This window comes from Cedecea sp. VD22, assembly GCF_037150195.1.
Lineage (GTDB): Bacteria > Pseudomonadota > Gammaproteobacteria > Enterobacterales > Enterobacteriaceae > Cedecea.
The window spans coordinates 61,642-78,045 of record NZ_JBBCPX010000012.1 but is presented as its reverse complement, the minus strand read 5'-3'; the positions used below and the strand labels follow the sequence as shown (position 1 = coordinate 78,045).

General features: G+C 55.1%; 15 protein-coding genes. 7 read left to right on the top strand and 8 right to left on the bottom strand.

Translation table 11 applies throughout. The features are described from left to right. Positions 1 to 19: 19 nt before the first annotated feature. Positions 20 to 1,333 (bottom strand): glutamate/aspartate:proton symporter GltP, encoded by a 1,314-nt coding sequence (gene gltP, locus WFK85_RS18390; protein ID WP_166993113.1) that lies wholly within the window; start codon positions 1,331 to 1,333, stop codon positions 20 to 22. A gap of 426 nt (positions 1,334 to 1,759) precedes the next feature. Between gltP and acs the strand changes: the two genes are divergently transcribed. The 3 genes from acs (at position 1,760) to actP (ending at position 5,750) form a co-directional block, all read left to right on the top strand. Further along, a complete protein-coding gene (acs, locus tag WFK85_RS18385) occupies positions 1,760 to 3,718 on the top strand; it encodes an acetate--CoA ligase (protein WP_336709043.1) in 1,959 nt (652 codons plus the stop codon). Positions 3,719 to 3,789: 71 nt separating this feature from the next. Continuing rightward, a complete protein-coding gene (locus WFK85_RS18380) occupies positions 3,790 to 4,104 on the top strand; it encodes a DUF485 domain-containing protein (protein WP_008455772.1) in 315 nt (104 codons plus the stop codon). After that, entirely contained in the window at positions 4,101 to 5,750 is a 1,650-nt protein-coding gene (gene actP / locus WFK85_RS18375) for a cation/acetate symporter ActP (RefSeq protein ID WP_336709044.1), read from the top strand. The genes WFK85_RS18380 and actP overlap by 4 nt, the downstream gene beginning before the upstream one ends. Before the next feature lie 39 nt (positions 5,751 to 5,789). Here the strand turns inward: actP and WFK85_RS18370 are convergent, their stop codons facing one another. Beyond that, positions 5,790 to 6,479 (bottom strand): LrgB family protein, encoded by a 690-nt coding sequence (locus tag WFK85_RS18370; RefSeq protein ID WP_008455777.1) that lies wholly within the window; start codon positions 6,477 to 6,479, stop codon positions 5,790 to 5,792. Beyond that, entirely contained in the window at positions 6,472 to 6,897 is a 426-nt protein-coding gene (locus WFK85_RS18365; RefSeq protein WP_166877540.1) for a CidA/LrgA family protein, read from the bottom strand. The genes WFK85_RS18370 and WFK85_RS18365 overlap by 8 nt, the downstream gene beginning before the upstream one ends. 101 nt (positions 6,898 to 6,998) lie before the next feature. Between WFK85_RS18365 and WFK85_RS18360 the strand changes: the two genes are divergently transcribed. Beyond that, positions 6,999 to 7,898, top strand: a complete 900-nt coding sequence (locus WFK85_RS18360) for a LysR family transcriptional regulator (RefSeq protein ID WP_008455780.1) — start codon at positions 6,999 to 7,001, stop codon at positions 7,896 to 7,898. Between the two features lie 5 nt (positions 7,899 to 7,903). Here the strand turns inward: WFK85_RS18360 and WFK85_RS18355 are convergent, their stop codons facing one another. The 4 genes from WFK85_RS18355 to soxR all read right to left on the bottom strand — a co-directional run bounded on the left by WFK85_RS18355 (position 7,904) and on the right by soxR (position 12,997). Further along, positions 7,904 to 9,550 (bottom strand): Na+/H+ antiporter, encoded by a 1,647-nt coding sequence (locus WFK85_RS18355; RefSeq protein ID WP_008455781.1) that lies wholly within the window; start codon positions 9,548 to 9,550, stop codon positions 7,904 to 7,906. Between the two features lie 149 nt (positions 9,551 to 9,699). Further along, positions 9,700 to 11,049, bottom strand: coding sequence for a guanine/hypoxanthine transporter GhxP (ghxP, locus tag WFK85_RS18350; RefSeq protein WP_336709045.1), 1,350 nt, complete (start codon positions 11,047 to 11,049; stop codon positions 9,700 to 9,702). Positions 11,050 to 11,394: 345 nt separating this feature from the next. Then, the gene (locus WFK85_RS18345) at positions 11,395 to 12,063 is read right to left on the bottom strand and encodes a glutathione S-transferase family protein (RefSeq protein ID WP_336709046.1); all 669 of its coding nucleotides are present in this window, start codon (positions 12,061 to 12,063) and stop codon (positions 11,395 to 11,397) included. Positions 12,064 to 12,541: 478 nt separating this feature from the next. Then, positions 12,542 to 12,997, bottom strand: coding sequence for a redox-sensitive transcriptional activator SoxR (soxR, locus tag WFK85_RS18340; RefSeq protein ID WP_008455786.1), 456 nt, complete (start codon positions 12,995 to 12,997; stop codon positions 12,542 to 12,544). A gap of 80 nt (positions 12,998 to 13,077) precedes the next feature. Between soxR and soxS the strand changes: the two genes are divergently transcribed. Continuing rightward, a complete protein-coding gene (gene soxS / locus WFK85_RS18335; RefSeq protein WP_008455787.1) occupies positions 13,078 to 13,401 on the top strand; it encodes a superoxide response transcriptional regulator SoxS in 324 nt (107 codons plus the stop codon). Between the two features lie 20 nt (positions 13,402 to 13,421). Continuing rightward, positions 13,422 to 14,087, top strand: a complete 666-nt coding sequence (locus WFK85_RS18330) for an alpha/beta hydrolase (RefSeq protein ID WP_008455789.1) — start codon at positions 13,422 to 13,424, stop codon at positions 14,085 to 14,087. Here the strand turns inward: WFK85_RS18330 and WFK85_RS18325 are convergent. Then, on the bottom strand, positions 14,061 to 15,668 hold the full coding sequence (locus WFK85_RS18325; RefSeq protein WP_166993619.1) for an EAL domain-containing protein: 1,608 nt from the start codon (positions 15,666 to 15,668) through the stop codon (positions 14,061 to 14,063). The genes WFK85_RS18330 and WFK85_RS18325 overlap by 27 nt on opposite strands. Before the next feature lie 442 nt (positions 15,669 to 16,110). Between WFK85_RS18325 and WFK85_RS18320 the strand changes: the two genes are divergently transcribed. Further along, positions 16,111 to 16,392, top strand: a complete 282-nt coding sequence (locus WFK85_RS18320; protein ID WP_008455794.1) for a YjcB family protein — start codon at positions 16,111 to 16,113, stop codon at positions 16,390 to 16,392. Positions 16,393 to 16,404 lie beyond the last annotated feature (12 nt).

Here is a 16,404-nt window from a genome sequence, read left to right as displayed (position 1 = left end):
CCGGGGTGAGGGGCTTTACTTAACTGTTCGCCTTACTGTCAAACTTCCCAAAAAGCTCACGCTCATAGGCCTGGGCTTTTTTATGGTCGAATTTATGTTCCCACTTGGCGATAACCAGCACCGCCAGCGCGTTGCCGACCACGTTCAGCGCGGTACGCGCCATATCCAGAATACGGTCAACCCCGGCAATAAACGCCAGCCCTTCCAGCGGAATACCGACGCTGCCAAGCGTGGCCAGCAGCACCACGAAAGAGACGCCCGGCACGCCGGCAATCCCCTTTGAGGTCACCATCAGCGTTAGCACCAGAATGATTTCCTGCCACAGCGACAGCTCAATGCCGTACAGCTGAGCGATAAAGATCGCCGCAATGCTCTGATAAAGCGTGGAACCGTCCAGGTTAAACGAGTAACCGGTCGGCACCACGAAGCTGGTGATCGACGCCGGAGCACCATAGGCTTCCATCTTCTCGATGATGCGCGGCAGCACGCTCTCGGAGCTGGCGGTAGAGAACGCCAGAATCAGTTCGTCTTTCAGGATGCGCATCAGGATGGTGATTTTCAGCCCGCACAGGCGCGCCACCGCGCCCAGCACCACCAGCGCAAAGAAGGCAATCGCCACATACACCAGCACCACCAGCTTCAGCAGCGGCCAGAGCGAGGCAAAGCCAAAGTTCGCAACGGTCACGGAAATCAGCGCGAAAACACCCACCGGCGCATAGCGCATCACCATGTGCGTCACTTTGAACATGGTTTCAGAGATGGAGCGGAAGACGGTCACCAGCGGCTCGCGGTGAGTCGCGGGCAGCGACGACAGCCCCAGGCCAAACAGCACCGAGAAGAAGATGATCGGCAGCATCTCGCCCTTCGCCATTGATGCCACAATGTTGGTAGGCACGAGCGACAGAATAGTCCCCATCAGGCCATGAGCATGGCTTTGTACGTCCTGCGCCGTGTGCTGGTATTTCGAAATATCCACGGTAGCAAGCTGTGACATATCTATGCCGTGGCCCGGCTGGAAAACATTCGCGAGCGTAATGCCCAGAATGATGGCAACCGTCGTGATCACTTCGAAATAAATGATGGTTTTAGCGCCGATGCGGCCAAGCTGCTTGGCGTCGCCGACGCCCGCAATCCCGACCACCAGGGTGGAGATCACAATCGGCACGACGATCATTTTGATCAGGTGGATAAAGATATCACCCGCCGGTGACAGCAGGTTAGCGACCAGCCATTCACGGCTATCACTTTGATAATGCAGAAAACTTCCCAGGATAATGCCCAGCACCAGCGCCAGCAAGATTTGCCAGGCCAGGCTCATTTTAAAGTTTTTCATAACGACGACAGTTCCTCAAAAAAACGCCATTCCCATGCTGTTGACTCAGGAGAAGGTCACAAACTGAAAGGGGGTATGACAAACATCAGGTGTTAAGCGGGGTTTTTTAAAGCAACGTATCAGTACCATCCCGATAGCCTGCTGCGCAACCCTTCATTTTTAGGGTTATGCACTTACATTGCATAGATAAACAGGATTTTGCGGAGGAATATGAATATAACTTATTGTTATGGAAAAAAATTCATTATTTGTTTTTGGAAATAAGTACCAAAGGTAATTATTTCTTATGATTCATCTGTTTGAACAATTTTTGTGCAATTATTTTAATGCGTGATCTGCCGCCCAAAAAGTAAACAAAGCTGCCAATACCCCTACTATTAACGTTTGTGTGACATATTATTAACATCCTAAAGGAGAAAAAAAGCCATGAGCCAAGTACACAAACACGCTATTCCCGCAAACATTGCGGACCGTTGCCTGATAAACCCGGAGCAGTACCAGGCCATGTATCAACAGTCGATACAGGACCCGGATGCGTTTTGGGGCGAACAAGGGAAAATTCTCGACTGGATCAAACCGTACCAAAAGGTGAAAAACACCTCTTATGCGCCGGGAAACATCTCTATCAAGTGGTATGAGGACGGGACGCTTAATTTAGCCGCAAACTGCCTCGACCGGCACCTAAAAGAACGGGGCGATCAAACCGCCATTATCTGGGAAGGAGATGACGCGACCCAGAGCAAAAACATCACTTATCGCGAGCTGCATCGCGATGTCTGCCGTTTTGCCAACACTTTGGTTGAACTGGGCATTAAGAAAGGCGATGTTGTCGCGATTTATATGCCAATGGTGCCGGAAGCCGCCGTTGCCATGCTGGCCTGCGCGCGCATTGGCGCCGTGCATTCCGTGATCTTTGGCGGTTTCTCGCCGGAAGCCGTAGCCGGACGCATCATCGACTCCAGCTCTCGCCTGGTGATCACCGCCGATGAAGGCGTGCGCGCCGGGCGCTCAATTCCGCTGAAAAAGAACGTGGATGACGCGCTTAAAAACCCAAATGTGAAAACCGTTGAGCACGTTATTGTCCTGAAGCGCACCGGCGGCAAAATCGACTGGCACCAGAATCGCGACCTGTGGTGGCACGAGCTGACAGAGAAAGCCAGCGACCAGCACCAGCCGGTGGAAATGAACGCTGAAGATCCGCTGTTCATCCTCTATACCTCCGGCTCCACCGGTAAGCCAAAAGGCGTGCTGCACACCACCGGCGGCTATCTGGTGTATGCCGCGACCACCTTTAAATATGTCTTCGACTACCATCCGGGCGATGTCTACTGGTGTACCGCCGACGTGGGCTGGGTGACCGGGCACAGCTACCTGCTTTACGGCCCGCTGGCCTGCGGCGCGATCACGCTGATGTTTGAGGGCGTGCCTAACTGGCCGAAGCCAAACCGCATGGCGCAGGTGGTCGACAAACATAAGGTGAATATTCTCTACACCGCGCCAACCGCCATTCGTGCGCTGATGGCCGAAGGGGATAAAGCCACCGAAGGTACCGACCGCACTTCGCTGCGTATTCTTGGTTCCGTGGGCGAGCCCATCAACCCGGAAGCCTGGGAGTGGTACTGGAAGCACATCGGCAATGAGAAATGCCCGGTGATGGACACCTGGTGGCAGACGGAAACCGGTGGCTTTATGATCACCCCGCTGCCCGGCGCGACCGAGCTGAAAGCGGGCTCCGCGACCCAACCGTTCTTTGGCGTTCAACCCGCACTGGTCGATAACGAAGGCAATCCGCAGCTGGGTGCTACCGAAGGCAACCTGACCATTACCGATTCCTGGCCAGGCCAGGCACGCACGCTGTTCGGGGACCACGAGCGCTTCGAGCAGACTTATTTCTCCACTTTCAAAAACATGTACTTCAGCGGCGACGGCGCGCGCCGTGACGAAGATGGTTATTACTGGATCACCGGCCGCGTGGATGACGTGCTGAACGTGTCCGGCCATCGCCTGGGTACCGCCGAGATTGAATCAGCGCTGGTGTCACATCCGAAGATTGCCGAAGCCGCGGTGGTGGGGATTCCGCACAACATTAAAGGCCAGGCGATTTACGCCTACGTGACGCTGAACCACGGTGAAGAGCCGACGCCGGAGCTGTACGCCGAGGTGCGCAATTGGGTGCGGAAAGAGATTGGCCCGCTTGCCACGCCGGACGTTCTGCACTGGACCGATTCGCTGCCGAAAACCCGCTCCGGCAAGATCATGCGCCGTATTTTGCGCAAGATTGCCTCCGGCGACACCAGCAACCTGGGTGATACCTCCACCCTCGCCGACCCGGGCGTAGTAGAAAAACTGCTGGAAGAAAAACAGGCTTTATCCATACCTTCGTAACCTTGTTCTACCCCTCTCCCCACTGGGGAGAGGGAATAAAAAAACCTACAAAAACCTCTGGAGATTCTGTGATGAATGACACCATTTATCAGCGGATAGAAAGCAGTGCGCATTTCAGGGAGTTGGTTTCCAAAAGGCAACGGTTTGCCGCCCTTCTGTCACTGATTATGTTAGTGATTTACGTTGGTTTTATTTTGCTGATTGCCTTCGCACCGGCGTGGCTTGGCACCCCGCTGCATGACGGCACCAGCGTCACGCGGGGCATCCCTATCGGCATCGGCGTGATCGTTATTTCCTTCCTGCTCACCGGGATTTATGTCTGGCGTGCTAACGGCGAATTTGACCGCCTGAATAACGAAGTACTGCGTGAAGTGGGGGTTAAATGAAGCGTTTTCTTACGGTCTTTGCCGCTCTGCTGCCGGCCGGTGCCTTTGCCGCCGATGCCATAACCGGCGACGTGCAGCGCCAGCCAACCAACTGGCAGGCGATCATCATGTTCCTGATTTTCGTCGCGCTGACGCTGTATATCACTTACTGGGCGTCCAAGCGCGTTCGCTCCCGCAGCGACTATTACACCGCGGGCGGCAACATTACCGGTTTCCAGAATGGCCTTGCGATTGCCGGTGACTTCATGTCGGCGGCCTCGTTCCTCGGAATTTCCGCGCTGGTGTACACCTCCGGCTACGACGGCCTGATTTACTCCCTGGGGTTCCTGGTCGGCTGGCCGATTATCCTGTTCCTGATTGCCGAGCGCCTGCGTAACCTGGGCCGCTATACCTTTGCCGATGTGGCGTCGTATCGCCTCAAGCAGGGGCCAATCCGCACGCTGTCGGCCTGCGGGTCGCTGGTGGTGGTCGCCCTTTATCTGATTGCCCAGATGGTTGGCGCCGGGAAGCTCATCGAGCTGCTGTTCGGCCTGAACTACCACGTCGCCGTGGTGCTGGTGGGTGTGCTGATGGTGATGTACGTGCTGTTTGGCGGCATGCTGGCGACGACCTGGGTGCAAATCATCAAGGCCGTGCTGCTGCTGTTCGGCGCAAGTTTCATGGCGTTTATGGTGATGAAGCACGTCGGCTTCAGCTTCAACAACCTGTTCAATGAGGCAATGGCGGTTCACCCTAAAGGCGCGGCGATCATGAGCCCTGGCGGGCTGGTGAAAGACCCTATTTCTGCGCTGTCTCTGGGCCTCGGCCTGATGTTTGGCACCGCTGGCCTGCCGCATATTCTGATGCGCTTCTTCACCGTGAGCGACGCCCGCGAAGCGCGTAAAAGCGTGTTTTACGCCACCGGCTTCATGGGTTACTTCTACATTCTGACCTTTATCATCGGTTTTGGCGCCATTATGTTAGTAGGTGCTAACCCAGCGTTTAAAGACGCGGCGGGCGCGCTGATTGGCGGCAACAATATGGCGGCGGTTCATCTTGCCGACGCTGTGGGCGGGAACCTGTTCCTCGGCTTTATCTCTGCGGTTGCCTTCGCCACCATCCTCGCGGTTGTGGCCGGGTTAACGCTGGCGGGCGCTTCGGCGGTATCTCACGACCTTTACGCCAACGTCTTCCGCAAAGGCGCGTCCGAACGCGATGAACTGAAAGTGTCGAAAATCACCGTTCTGGTGCTGGGCGTGGTGGCTATCCTGCTGGGTATTCTGTTTGAAAAACAGAACATTGCTTTCATGGTGGGGCTGGCATTCTCCATTGCCGCGAGCTGTAACTTCCCGATTATCCTGCTGTCGATGTACTGGTCGAAGCTGACCACGCGCGGCGCAATGATTGGCGGCTGGCTCGGCCTGCTGACGGCGGTGGTGCTGATGATTCTGGGCCCGACTATCTGGGTGCAGATCCTCGGCCATGAAAAAGCGGTCTTCCCGTATGAATACCCGGCGCTGTTCTCTATTCTGATTGCGTTTGTCGGCATCTGGCTGTTCTCGATTACCGATAATACGCCGGAAGGTAAGCTGGAGCGGGAGAAGTTCCGCGCGCAGTTTATTCGCTCTCAAACCGGTATCGGCATCGATCAGGGGCGGGCTCACTAGTTAGTAAGTGCTTACCGGGGCTATCTCTGCCCCGGTAGGTTAAAACATCAGCCAACTGACCAGCGGTGCGACCAAAACCGTCACCACGCCGGACAGCATCATCACCAGGCTGGCAATCACCCCTTCCTGCGGCCCCAGCTCATAAGAGCGAGCGGTACCCGCGCCGTGAGAAGCCGCGCCGAACCCCGCGCCTTTGGCTATCCCTTCCCTGATCGACAGGCGCAGAAACAGCACGTCCCCCACCGCCATGCCGAACACGCCGGTGATCACCACAAACAGCGCCACCAGTTCAGGCTCACCGCCGATGGGCTTCGCGGCCGCCAGGGCAAAAGGCGTGGTAATTGAGCGCACGGCCAGGCTGCGCTGAATGCCGTCCGGCAGGGTAAATAAGCGGGCCAGCCAAATCGAGCTGGTTACCGCCACCACCATCGCCGTCAGCACGCCCGCAGAAAGCGACATCCAGTGGCGTTTTATCACCCGAAGGTTGTCATACACCGGCACCGCAAAAGCAATGGTGGCAGGCCCAAGCAGCCACAGCAGCCAGTGCGCCTCTCCCATGTAGTTGCTGTAGGAGATATGGCCGAAGACGAGCATCCCCACCAGCAGCACCGGCGTAAAGACCAGCGGCATCAGCGGCAGTTTGCGAAAACGGCGATACAGGCGTTTATTGGCGAAGTAGAAAACCAGCGTGACCACAAGGCACAGCACGCTGAGCTGGAAGTTAGTCATTGCGGGACTGCCTGCGGGCTTCGCGAGCCAGTTCAAAGCGGTAGACTTTTTCCACCACAAAGGCCGTGCTGCCGAGCACCAGCACGGTGCTGACCGCTATTACGGCAAAAATACGCCAGCCCTCCACCATCAACAGCTGCGAGTAGTTCACCACGGCCACAACCGCCGGGACGAAAAACAGCAGCATCTCGGCCAGCAGCCATTTCGACCCTTCCCTGACCCATTTCAGCGGCACAATGCGGCACACAATCAGCGCCAGCAGGAGCAACATCCCCACCAGGTTCGCGGGCAGCGGCAGATGCCCCCACGTCACCAACTGTTCGGCAAAAACAAAAAGTCCGGCGTACAGCGCAACCTGCACGGGGACACGCAGGCTATGCATTACAGCAGGCGTAAAACGGCCTAACGCCAATGCCATGATCGGTGCTCCAGAAAAAATACCAGCCCCGATTATAGAGAGCGGTTCATCGCTACTGAAATGAATTAAAATCATTGCAGGTATAGTTAACAGGAATAGTTATGGACATCAGAACGCTGCGTTATTTCGTTGAAGTCGTCCGCCAGCAGAGCTTCACCCGGGCGGCGGAGAAGATGTTCGTCACGCAGCCCACCATCAGCAAAATGCTGCGCAACCTCGAGGATGAGCTGAACTGCACGCTGCTGATCCGCGACGGCCGCCGCCTGCTGCTGACCGACACCGGCCAGGTCGTGTTCCAGCGCGGGCTGGCCATCCTCGCCGAGTTTCGCCAGCTTGAGGCCGAGCTGAGCGACATCAAGCAGCTCACCAACGGCGTGCTGCGCCTCGGTATTCCGCCGATGGTTGGTACGCTGATGACCGGCCCGATAGGCGTGTATCAGCACCGCTACCCCGGCGTGGAGTTCAAGATTTCCGAATTCGGCGGCCTGACGGTGCAGCAGGCGGTGCTTAACGGCGATCTGGATTTGGCGGTGACGGCCATCCCCGTAGAAGATGAAGACGCGCTGACGGTTATGCCGCTGTTTCGCCATCCGCTCTGCGTGCTGGTGCCCCGCTCCGGCCCGTGGATTGGCCGCACCAGCGTTGACCCGGCGGAGCTCGCCGAGCACCCGCTGCTTATCTACAACGAAGATTTCTCCCTTAGCCGCCAGCTGATGCAGCTGTTTGCCGACCACGGTTTTACCCCGCGCATTGCGGTGCGCAGCGGGCAGTGGGATTTCCTGGCGGCGATGGTACAGGGCGGCGTGGGGATTGCCGTGTTGCCGGAGCCGATTTGCCGCAAGCTCGACCACACCACGCTGATGTGGCTGCCGCTGAACAGCAACCTGAGCTGGCAGTTAGGGATGATTTGGCGTGAAGGGGTGTATATTTCGCAGAGCGCGCAGGCGTGGATTGATTGCTGCAGAGAGTTCTGGCCGGCAGTGGAAACCGGCCAGAACTAGCGGGATTACTCTTTTTCGATCAGCAGCGCTTCCAGCAGGTCGAGATCGTGCAGGAGTTTTTGCAGGGTCTCATTGCTGATTTGCTGGGTGGCGCGCAGATGGTAAAGCTCAGCGCGCTCTGAACGCAGCGCCGTCAGGCGGAAGCGGCGCTCAAGGTTCTCTTCAAGCTCGCTGCTTTCTACGTCATTACGTCCGTCTGCGCGGCGGCGTAAATTCCCGATAACCCGCGAACTCACCTCTTTCAGTAGCTGGTCGTCGATGTTCTCTTCGCTGTCCGCGGCCAGGCGCTCCTCCATTTTCTGGATAGCGACAATCGCTACTTCGGCCGTGGCGGACCGGGCCAGCCGCTCCTCTTTGCGCGACAGAGATTTATCCCCAACCTCAACGTTTCGCAGCAGAATCGGCAGCATGATGACCCCGGCAAACAGCGAGAACAGGATCACGCCTGCGGAGAGGAAAATCAGCTCATAGCGTGCCGGAAAAGGCGTGCCATCGTTCAGCAGCAGCGGAATAGAAAGCACACCGGCCAGGGTGATGGCCCCGCGCACGCCGGCAAAAGAGGCAATACCCAGCTCACGGGTGGTGAAAGAGCCAAACTCCAGCGGGCGCTTTTTCAAAAAGCGCAGGCTGAGGCGCTTCATCGACCACAGCCACAGGAAACGCACCGCAATCAGGGCGAAATAGATCATCGCCACGTCGAGGAACAGCATCCACAGCTCAACATTCGGATCGGCATTAGCCGCCGCAACGGATGTTTCGAGAATGCCCGGCAGCTGCAGGCCCAGCAGCAGGAAGACCATGCCGTTGAACACAAATTCCAGCATCGCCCAGACGCTGTTCGCGCGCAGGCGCATGGTCAGCGGGGCGCTACGCAGCACGCCGGAACGGGTAATGGTCATCCCTGCGGCTACCGCCGCCAGAATGCCGGAAACGCCGATGTGTTCAGCAATCAGGTAAGAGGCGAACGGCAGCAGAAGCAGCAGCAGGATTTGGGTGGCGGGTTCGTCCCCGCTCCAGCGGCTCATCAGACGCAGTGATTTGCCGTACAGCCAGCTGACCGCAATCCCCGCCAGCAGGCCGCCAATGGCAACTTTGAAGAACTCCAGCGAAGCCCCGCCAACGCTAAAGGCCATCGCCCCCACGGCGACCGCCACCGCAAGCTTCAGGGAAACCAGGCCTGAGGCGTCGTTCATCAACGCTTCGCCCTGCAATATCCCCATGATCTTCTTCGGAATCCGCCCTTCGCCGACGATCCCGGACAGCGCCACGGCGTCCGTCGGCGACAGCACGGCAGCCAGCGCAAAAGCAGGCACCAGCGGAATGCCCGGCACCAGGAAGTAAATCAGGAAGCCGATGCCAACCACGGTGACCAGCACCAGCACCAGCGCAAGGCCAATAATTTCGCGGCCATGATGGAGAAATTCATGAGTGGGCGTTTTCCAGCCGTCGGCAAACAGCAGCGGCGGAATGAACAGGACCAGGAATAGCTCAGGGTCGAATTCAACGTGTAAGCCAAAGTGCGGCCAGGCAAGCAGCGCCCCGATGGCGATTTGCATTAACGGCAGTGGGATCTGAAACGGCAACATACGTGTTACCACCCCAGAGAGGGAGACCACGAGGGTCATAATCAAGATTGTGAAGAAAATTTCCATGTTTTCCCTGAACGTGATGTGTGATTTGAAGCGTCACTCTTAGCGGTTGTTTTTATAATAAAACAACTTTTTGCATCACATTGGAACCGGAAATGCCCGAAGTGGGTGAAAGCGGCGGGTTACAGAGCGCAACCCGCACGAATTGAAAATCAGATAGCCCAGCCGCCAGCGTAGAACGCCACCAGCGCAACGGCAATAACGACGGTGCCGATGTTCAGCTTGCGCCATTCACCGGATACTACGCGGCCAATCACCAGAGAAGCAAAGCCGATCATGATCCCGGTGACGATGTTGCAGGTCAGCACGATGAATACCGCGGTAATCAGCCCGGCCATCGCATCCACGAAGTCCGCAAAGTCAATTTTGGCAACGTTGCTCAGCATCAGCAGGCCAACATACATCAGCGCAGGTGCCGTGGCATATGCCGGTACCAGGTAAGAGAGCGGCGACAGGAACAGGATCAGCAGGAACAGCACGCCAACGGTGATGGCTGTCAGGCCGGTTTTGCCGCCTGCCGCGGTACCCGCTGCAGATTCGATGTAAACCGCCGCCGGGGCTGCGCCCACCAGGCCGGAGAACACGCTGCTCAGGGAGTCGGTGGTCAGCGCTTTGCCGCCGTCAATGATCTGGCCGTCTTTGTCCAGCAGGTTTGCCTGACCGGCTACCGCGCGGATAGTGCCGGTGGCGTCAAACACGGCGGTCATCACCAGCGCCAGCACGCTCGGCAGAATGATTGGGTTCAGCGCGCCCATGATATCCAGGCTGCCAATCAGCGAGTTGCCTTTGTCATCGCTCAGCGACGGCATGGCGAAAATGCCGGAGAAATGCACGTTCGGGTCGAAGATCAGGCCGACAATGGACACGCCGATAATGGTCAGCAGAATGCCGCCCGGCACCTTCAGTTTTTCCAGACCAATGATCACCGCCAGGCCAATCAGCGACATGATCACAGGGAAGCTGGCGAAATGCCCCAGCGCAACCGGCAGCCCATCCAGCGGGTTTTTAATCACCAGGCCGACGCCGTTCGCGGCAATCAACAGCAGGAACAGGCCGATACCGATCCCGGTGCCGTGCGCCACGCCCATCGGCAAATTGCGCAAAATCCAGCTACGAATGCCGGTGGCAGAGATAAGGGTGAACAGAACGCCCATCAGGAATACCGCGCCAAGGGCGACCGGCACGCTGATGTGCTGGCCGAGCACCAGGCTAAAGGCGGTGAAGGCGGTCAGCGAGATAGCGCAGCCGATGGCCAGCGGCAGGTTCGCCCACAGGCCCATCACGATGGAGCCCACGCCTGCCACCAGGCAGGTAGCCACAAAGACCGCCGCCGGTGGGAACCCGGCTTTGCCGAGCATTCCCGGCACAACGATCACCGAGTAAACCATAGCAAGGAAGGTTGTGAAACCGGCGACAACTTCCTGACGCACGGTGCTGCCGCGTGCAGAGATTTTGAACCAGGCGTCGAGCGAACCGCCGGCGCGCGGAGAAGGTGTAGACATAGTGAAAAATCCCCTGAGATTTTTAGAATGACGTTTGCCCGGGTGGTGGACAACCCGCTGCCAGTTAAACGTTGTCTCCCTGCGCTACGATTGTGACAAAGGGGTGTCACAAAAAAGCAATCGTTTAACTCCACACGGACAAATCGGTGTTACAGAATTAAGGCAAACGATTATCCTGCCTTCCTGACGGGATTTTCAACTTAACTTTTGCGATTTTCGCGGAAAATATGCTCAGCTGATGAATTATTCGCCTTAGGGTGCGCAAACGTTATCGTCAATGCGCAATTTCGCAACAAAAACGCAAAAAAGTTAGGCTGGTTTTCTCTCGCTTTACTTTTGCGGCGATCACGCCCCAGGGATTTCAAAAGGGCCGCCTTGATTTAATGCTCGCTGCCAGGCGGGGCGCGTTTGCACATTTTTCATCCACGCCTGGGTGTGCGGCATGTCGTTGACTTCACCTCTCGCCAGCAACGCGGCCACCGGGAAACTCATCTGAATATCTGCCGCGCTGAACTGTTGCCCGGCGAACCACGGGAGCTGGCTCAGGTGATCCTCAATAAAACGGGCATGGGTGGTGAGTTGCTTATTCAGCCAGGCTTTCTGCACGCCCTGCCCCAGCGCTTTGCCCACCGGGCGCAGCGGCCAGGGTACCGGGGCTTTGCCGAGGCTACCAAACACCAGCTTCATTAACAGCAGCGGCATCAGCGATCCTTCGGCGTAATGCAGCCAAAAGCGGTACTGGATTTTGTCGTTAATGTCCTGCGGCTTCAGGTGGTTTTCGCTGTCGTAGGTTTCCTGCAGGTACTCAAGAATGGCACCTGATTCCGCCAGGATATGGCCGCTATCTTCCACCACCGGGGATTTGCCCAGCGGATGGATTTTTTTTAGCGCTTCCGGGGCAAGCATGGAGGGCTCCCGCTGGTAACGTACGATCTGGTAGGGCTGCGCCAGTTCTTCCAGCATCCAGAGTACGCGCTGAGAACGGGAGTTATTGAGGTGATGGACCGTGAGCATGAGATAACCCTCTGTTTAGCCAGATGGAATAACTATAGGAAAGCCCTGCACGGATCACATGTCAAAAAAATGAACAAAAAAAGAACAATTGACCTTGCAAAGTGAAGGGACAGACCTACACTTAAATTGTCGGTGCAGACCGGAACCTCCAAAGTCAGTGAAGTGTGTACGTAGCTATGTGTAAGCGTTATCGAGGGGTGCCGACGTCGGGGGAAACCCTCCTGCCAGAACGGGATAGAGCGAAAGACAAAGACCGGAAAACAACTAAAGCGCCCTTGTGGCGCTTTAGTTTTATATGGCAACGGATGATCCCTGTTAAGCAATGCCGCTACTGAAGACGCCATTAATAAACCGGGACAATCAATTCATTGATTTTCGGCTAATAACAACAAAGAGGGAAAAACCACGCTTTTTCCCTCTTTGTTAGCCGTCTTGAGCACCCTTGTGGCGCTTTAGTTTTATGTTTGAAAGATAATTTTCAATCTTCCAACAGCCTTGCGCCGGTCCCCTGCTCGCCCAGCTTGTCTCCAGGGTTACGCAGTGGGCATTGCGCCCCGGATAAACAGCCGCAGCCAATGCAACCATTCAGTTCGTCACGCAGCGCGGTCAGCGTGGCAATGCGGTGGTTCAGCTCCTCGCGCCATTGCGATGACAGCTTCTTCCAGTCGTTTTTGTTGATTGAATGGCCGTCGGGCAGCACGCCAAACGCATCCCCGACGGTGCTCAACGGAATGCCAATGCGCTGCGCAATTTTTATTATCGCCACCGTTCGCAACACATCACGCTGATAACGCCGCTGATTGCCTGCATTTCTCGTACTTTTAATCAAACCTTTGCTTTCGTAAAAGTGAAGCGCGGAGACGGCCACGCCGCTGCGCTTCGCCACTTCACCGGGCGTTAACAGCGTTTTTATTCGGGGCAATTTCTTTTCCATAATGCTCTTTACCTCAAGTTAACTTGAGGAATTATACTCCCTGGCAATGAAACTAGCTAACCCGGAAATGAGGACGACTCATGGCTCACCAGGACATCATTTATACGTTGACTGAATGGATTGATGAACATATTGACCAGCCGCTGAACATCGACGTGGTGGCGAAAAAATCAGGTTATTCAAAGTGGTACTTGCAGCGAATGTTCCGCACCGTCATGCACCAGACGCTGGGTGAGTACATCCGCCAGCGCCGCCTGTTGATGGCTGCCACCGCGCTACGCACTACCCAGCGCCCTATTTTTGATATCGCGATGGACTACGGGTATGTCTCGCAGCAAACCTTCTCCCGCGTGTTCCGCCGTGAGTTTGACCGTACCCCAACGGATTACCGCCATCAGGCCTGAGAAAACCAACAGGAGTTGGAGTGAAAAAGTTAAGTTTTGCCATTTTGGCCATCGGGCTTGCCTCAATGGCCGCTCAGGCGGCAACCATTTATACCGCGTTCCCTGACAGCGTTAATCCGAAACAGAAATACGTTTTTTATACGCACGGGAAAGTGTTAGAGGGAAATATTGACCGGCCGAGTAATCCAAATAAACCGCAGTGGGGCGTTTACGATTTCCCGGCGGTGAAAGAGAAGCTCAGCGATGATGGCTACAACCTGATTGCTTATCACAGAGCCAAAGATACTCAGCCAGATCAGTATGCCGAGAAGCTAAAGCAGGATGTGAACACGCTGATTGCAAAAGGCGTTCCGGCTAAGAATATTACGCTTGTCGGCTTCTCACGCGGCGGCGAAATTACCATTCTGGCGGCAAGTAAACTGCAGAATAAGGCGCTCAACGTTGCCATTCTGGCGGGATGTACTCATTCCATTCAGGATGACGCCCGCAATCGCCTGTACGGGAACGTGCTCTCCATTTATGAAGCCTCGGATGAAGTGGGTTCCTGCCAGACGATTGTGAACCACAGTCCGGGGATTACTCATTATAAAGAGATAAAAATCTCTACCGGCCAGCAGCACGGGGCATTTTTCCGCCCTAACCCAGAATGGGTTGTTCCTTTAAAGCAGTGGCTCGCGAGCCACTGAGGCCTTACGTACGGGGATCCCGCCTGGCGTATAGAGCCAGGCGATAAACTCTTGCGGAGGCAGTGCCTTCGCAAAATACCAGCCCTGGCAATACTCCACGCCGTGATCCACCAGCCACGCCACCTGCGCTTCGGTTTCAACCCCTTCGGCAATTGTCGTTAACTTCAGGCTGTGGGCAATTTCAATGATGTGTTCCACCAGCAAGTGGCTGGCCCGCTCGCTGGCGAGGGAATCAATAAAGCTTTTGTCGATTTTTAAAATATCGACGTTCAGGTACTGCAGATTGTGCAGATTCGAATACCCGGTGCCAAAGTCATCAATGGCGACTTTAAAGCCCGCGTTGCGAAACTCCTGGATAAACGGCCTGGTTTTTTCAACGTCAATAAACCCTCGCTCGGTCACTTCGATTTTTATCTGCTCTGGACGAATGTTGTAGGTTTTAATCCGTTCTGAAAGTACGGTGATTAAGCGTGAAGAGTGAAAATCAGATGCTGAAAGATTAATCGAAATATAGAGCCCAGGATGGTCGGCAAGAAATTCACCAAAATCTTTAAATACGGCATCAACCACATAGTCCGATATTTTGTGAATCAGACCTTCAGATTCTGCCAGCGGAATAAACGTCCCGGGGCTGATGGTTTGTCCATTAAAATTCACCCACCGCAGCAGCGCTTCCGCCCCCACGCAATAGCCATTTTGAATATCAATAATGGGCTGATAGTGAAGTTTGAGCTGTTTTCTGGCCAGCGCTCTTAAAAGCATCCGCCGCGGGGAATTTAATTGCTGACGGGTTCGGGACCACATAATTAATATCAGCAGGCTGCAAATAACGCCTAACGGAAGCGTCAGCGTCAGCTGGTGATACCACTGGCGGTTAAACAAGGTTTCTGACGTGGAAACAATCACCGCAATCGGTCTTTTAGCCGACTGGTCGACGGCGTAAAAACGGTTATCCTCGGTAAACGCTTTCTCTTTACGCAGAATAAAACTGTGCAGCAGGTCGCTGTCGGCCCCCGGACTTAAAGAGAAAAAACTGCGGGTGACGGTGTCGTAGACGCCATAAATCAGCGAGTCATCTTCGGACAAAACTTCTGACCAGGTGAGCGGGTTAATCACCGCCATATAATGCCCACGTTGCATGTAGGTCATTTTATGCCCGGCATAAAACGGCGTATCCAGATAATAAAAAATCGCGACGTCCGGTTTACGGGTATAAGAAGGGCGCGGCGCTGGCAGCGCTTTTAACGGCTTATAGCTGGTCGAGCACAGCAGCTTATCGCCGCTGACGTAAATTAAATCGGCGACAAAAAGTTTACCGCGCACAATATCCAGCATATTTGCCATATGCCGGGGACTGCATATTTCCCCGGAGAAACGTTCCGCCTCGCTGCGCGCCTCATTAACATGACTGATGACGATTTCCGTTTTTTCCATCACCAGTTTGCCAAAAGAGTGCAGGTGCTGCTGGGTGTCACTGGTGGCGCGAACATGGGCAAAATAAATTGCCAGCATTATCGGCAGGCAAACGATCAGGACAAAACCTGAGGTACGCAACGCCTTAAGATAAATCCGTTTCACCATGATGCTCACACGTCTCTGCTTTTATGCGCCTGTTTTTATACTTTATTAGAACAACCTGATGACCGCCGATTACGTTGCATCATAAAGCCTGCTTTAGCAATAGCCTTCAGCCGTTAACTCTGCGGAAATTAATTTGCGCAACAAAGAGATAAGAGGAACCGGGATGCTGTTTAGCTTAAGATTTAACCCACCGTGTTAATATGAGTTTTTCTGGGGTTAAAGCAGCAGGGAATGATTATTTAAACGAAATTGTGGTAAACGTCAGATAAACAAAATGTTCACGCCTTTCACGTCCTGGTTTTCCTAAAAACCCCCGCCGACCTGGCCTCAAAACCGCGCAAAAAACCATCACAATGCTGGTGATTAAACACACAAAAGTGATACACTTCACATTATCAGTGCAACAGAAAATTAAATTGCAGCTTTTTGAGGAACAAGGTTCATGGCAACAATCACCACCGGCGTGATGCTCATACGCTGGCCGCTGCTTAGTGCGGTTTTGATGTTTTTGGCAAGCAGCCTGAATATTCAGTTTCGCCGCTCGGATTACCGGGCTTTAGCCATAATCAGCAGCGGGCTGGGGATTGCCGCATCCTGCTGGTTTGCCATGGGTTTATTGGGCCTGACGCTCGGCGACTTCCCGATTATCTGGGCGTCGTTTAAAACGGGGCTGGTCGAGATCATCGCCAGAATGCCGCCCGAATGGCCGACGATGATGCCTTAACAGGCTGAGAAG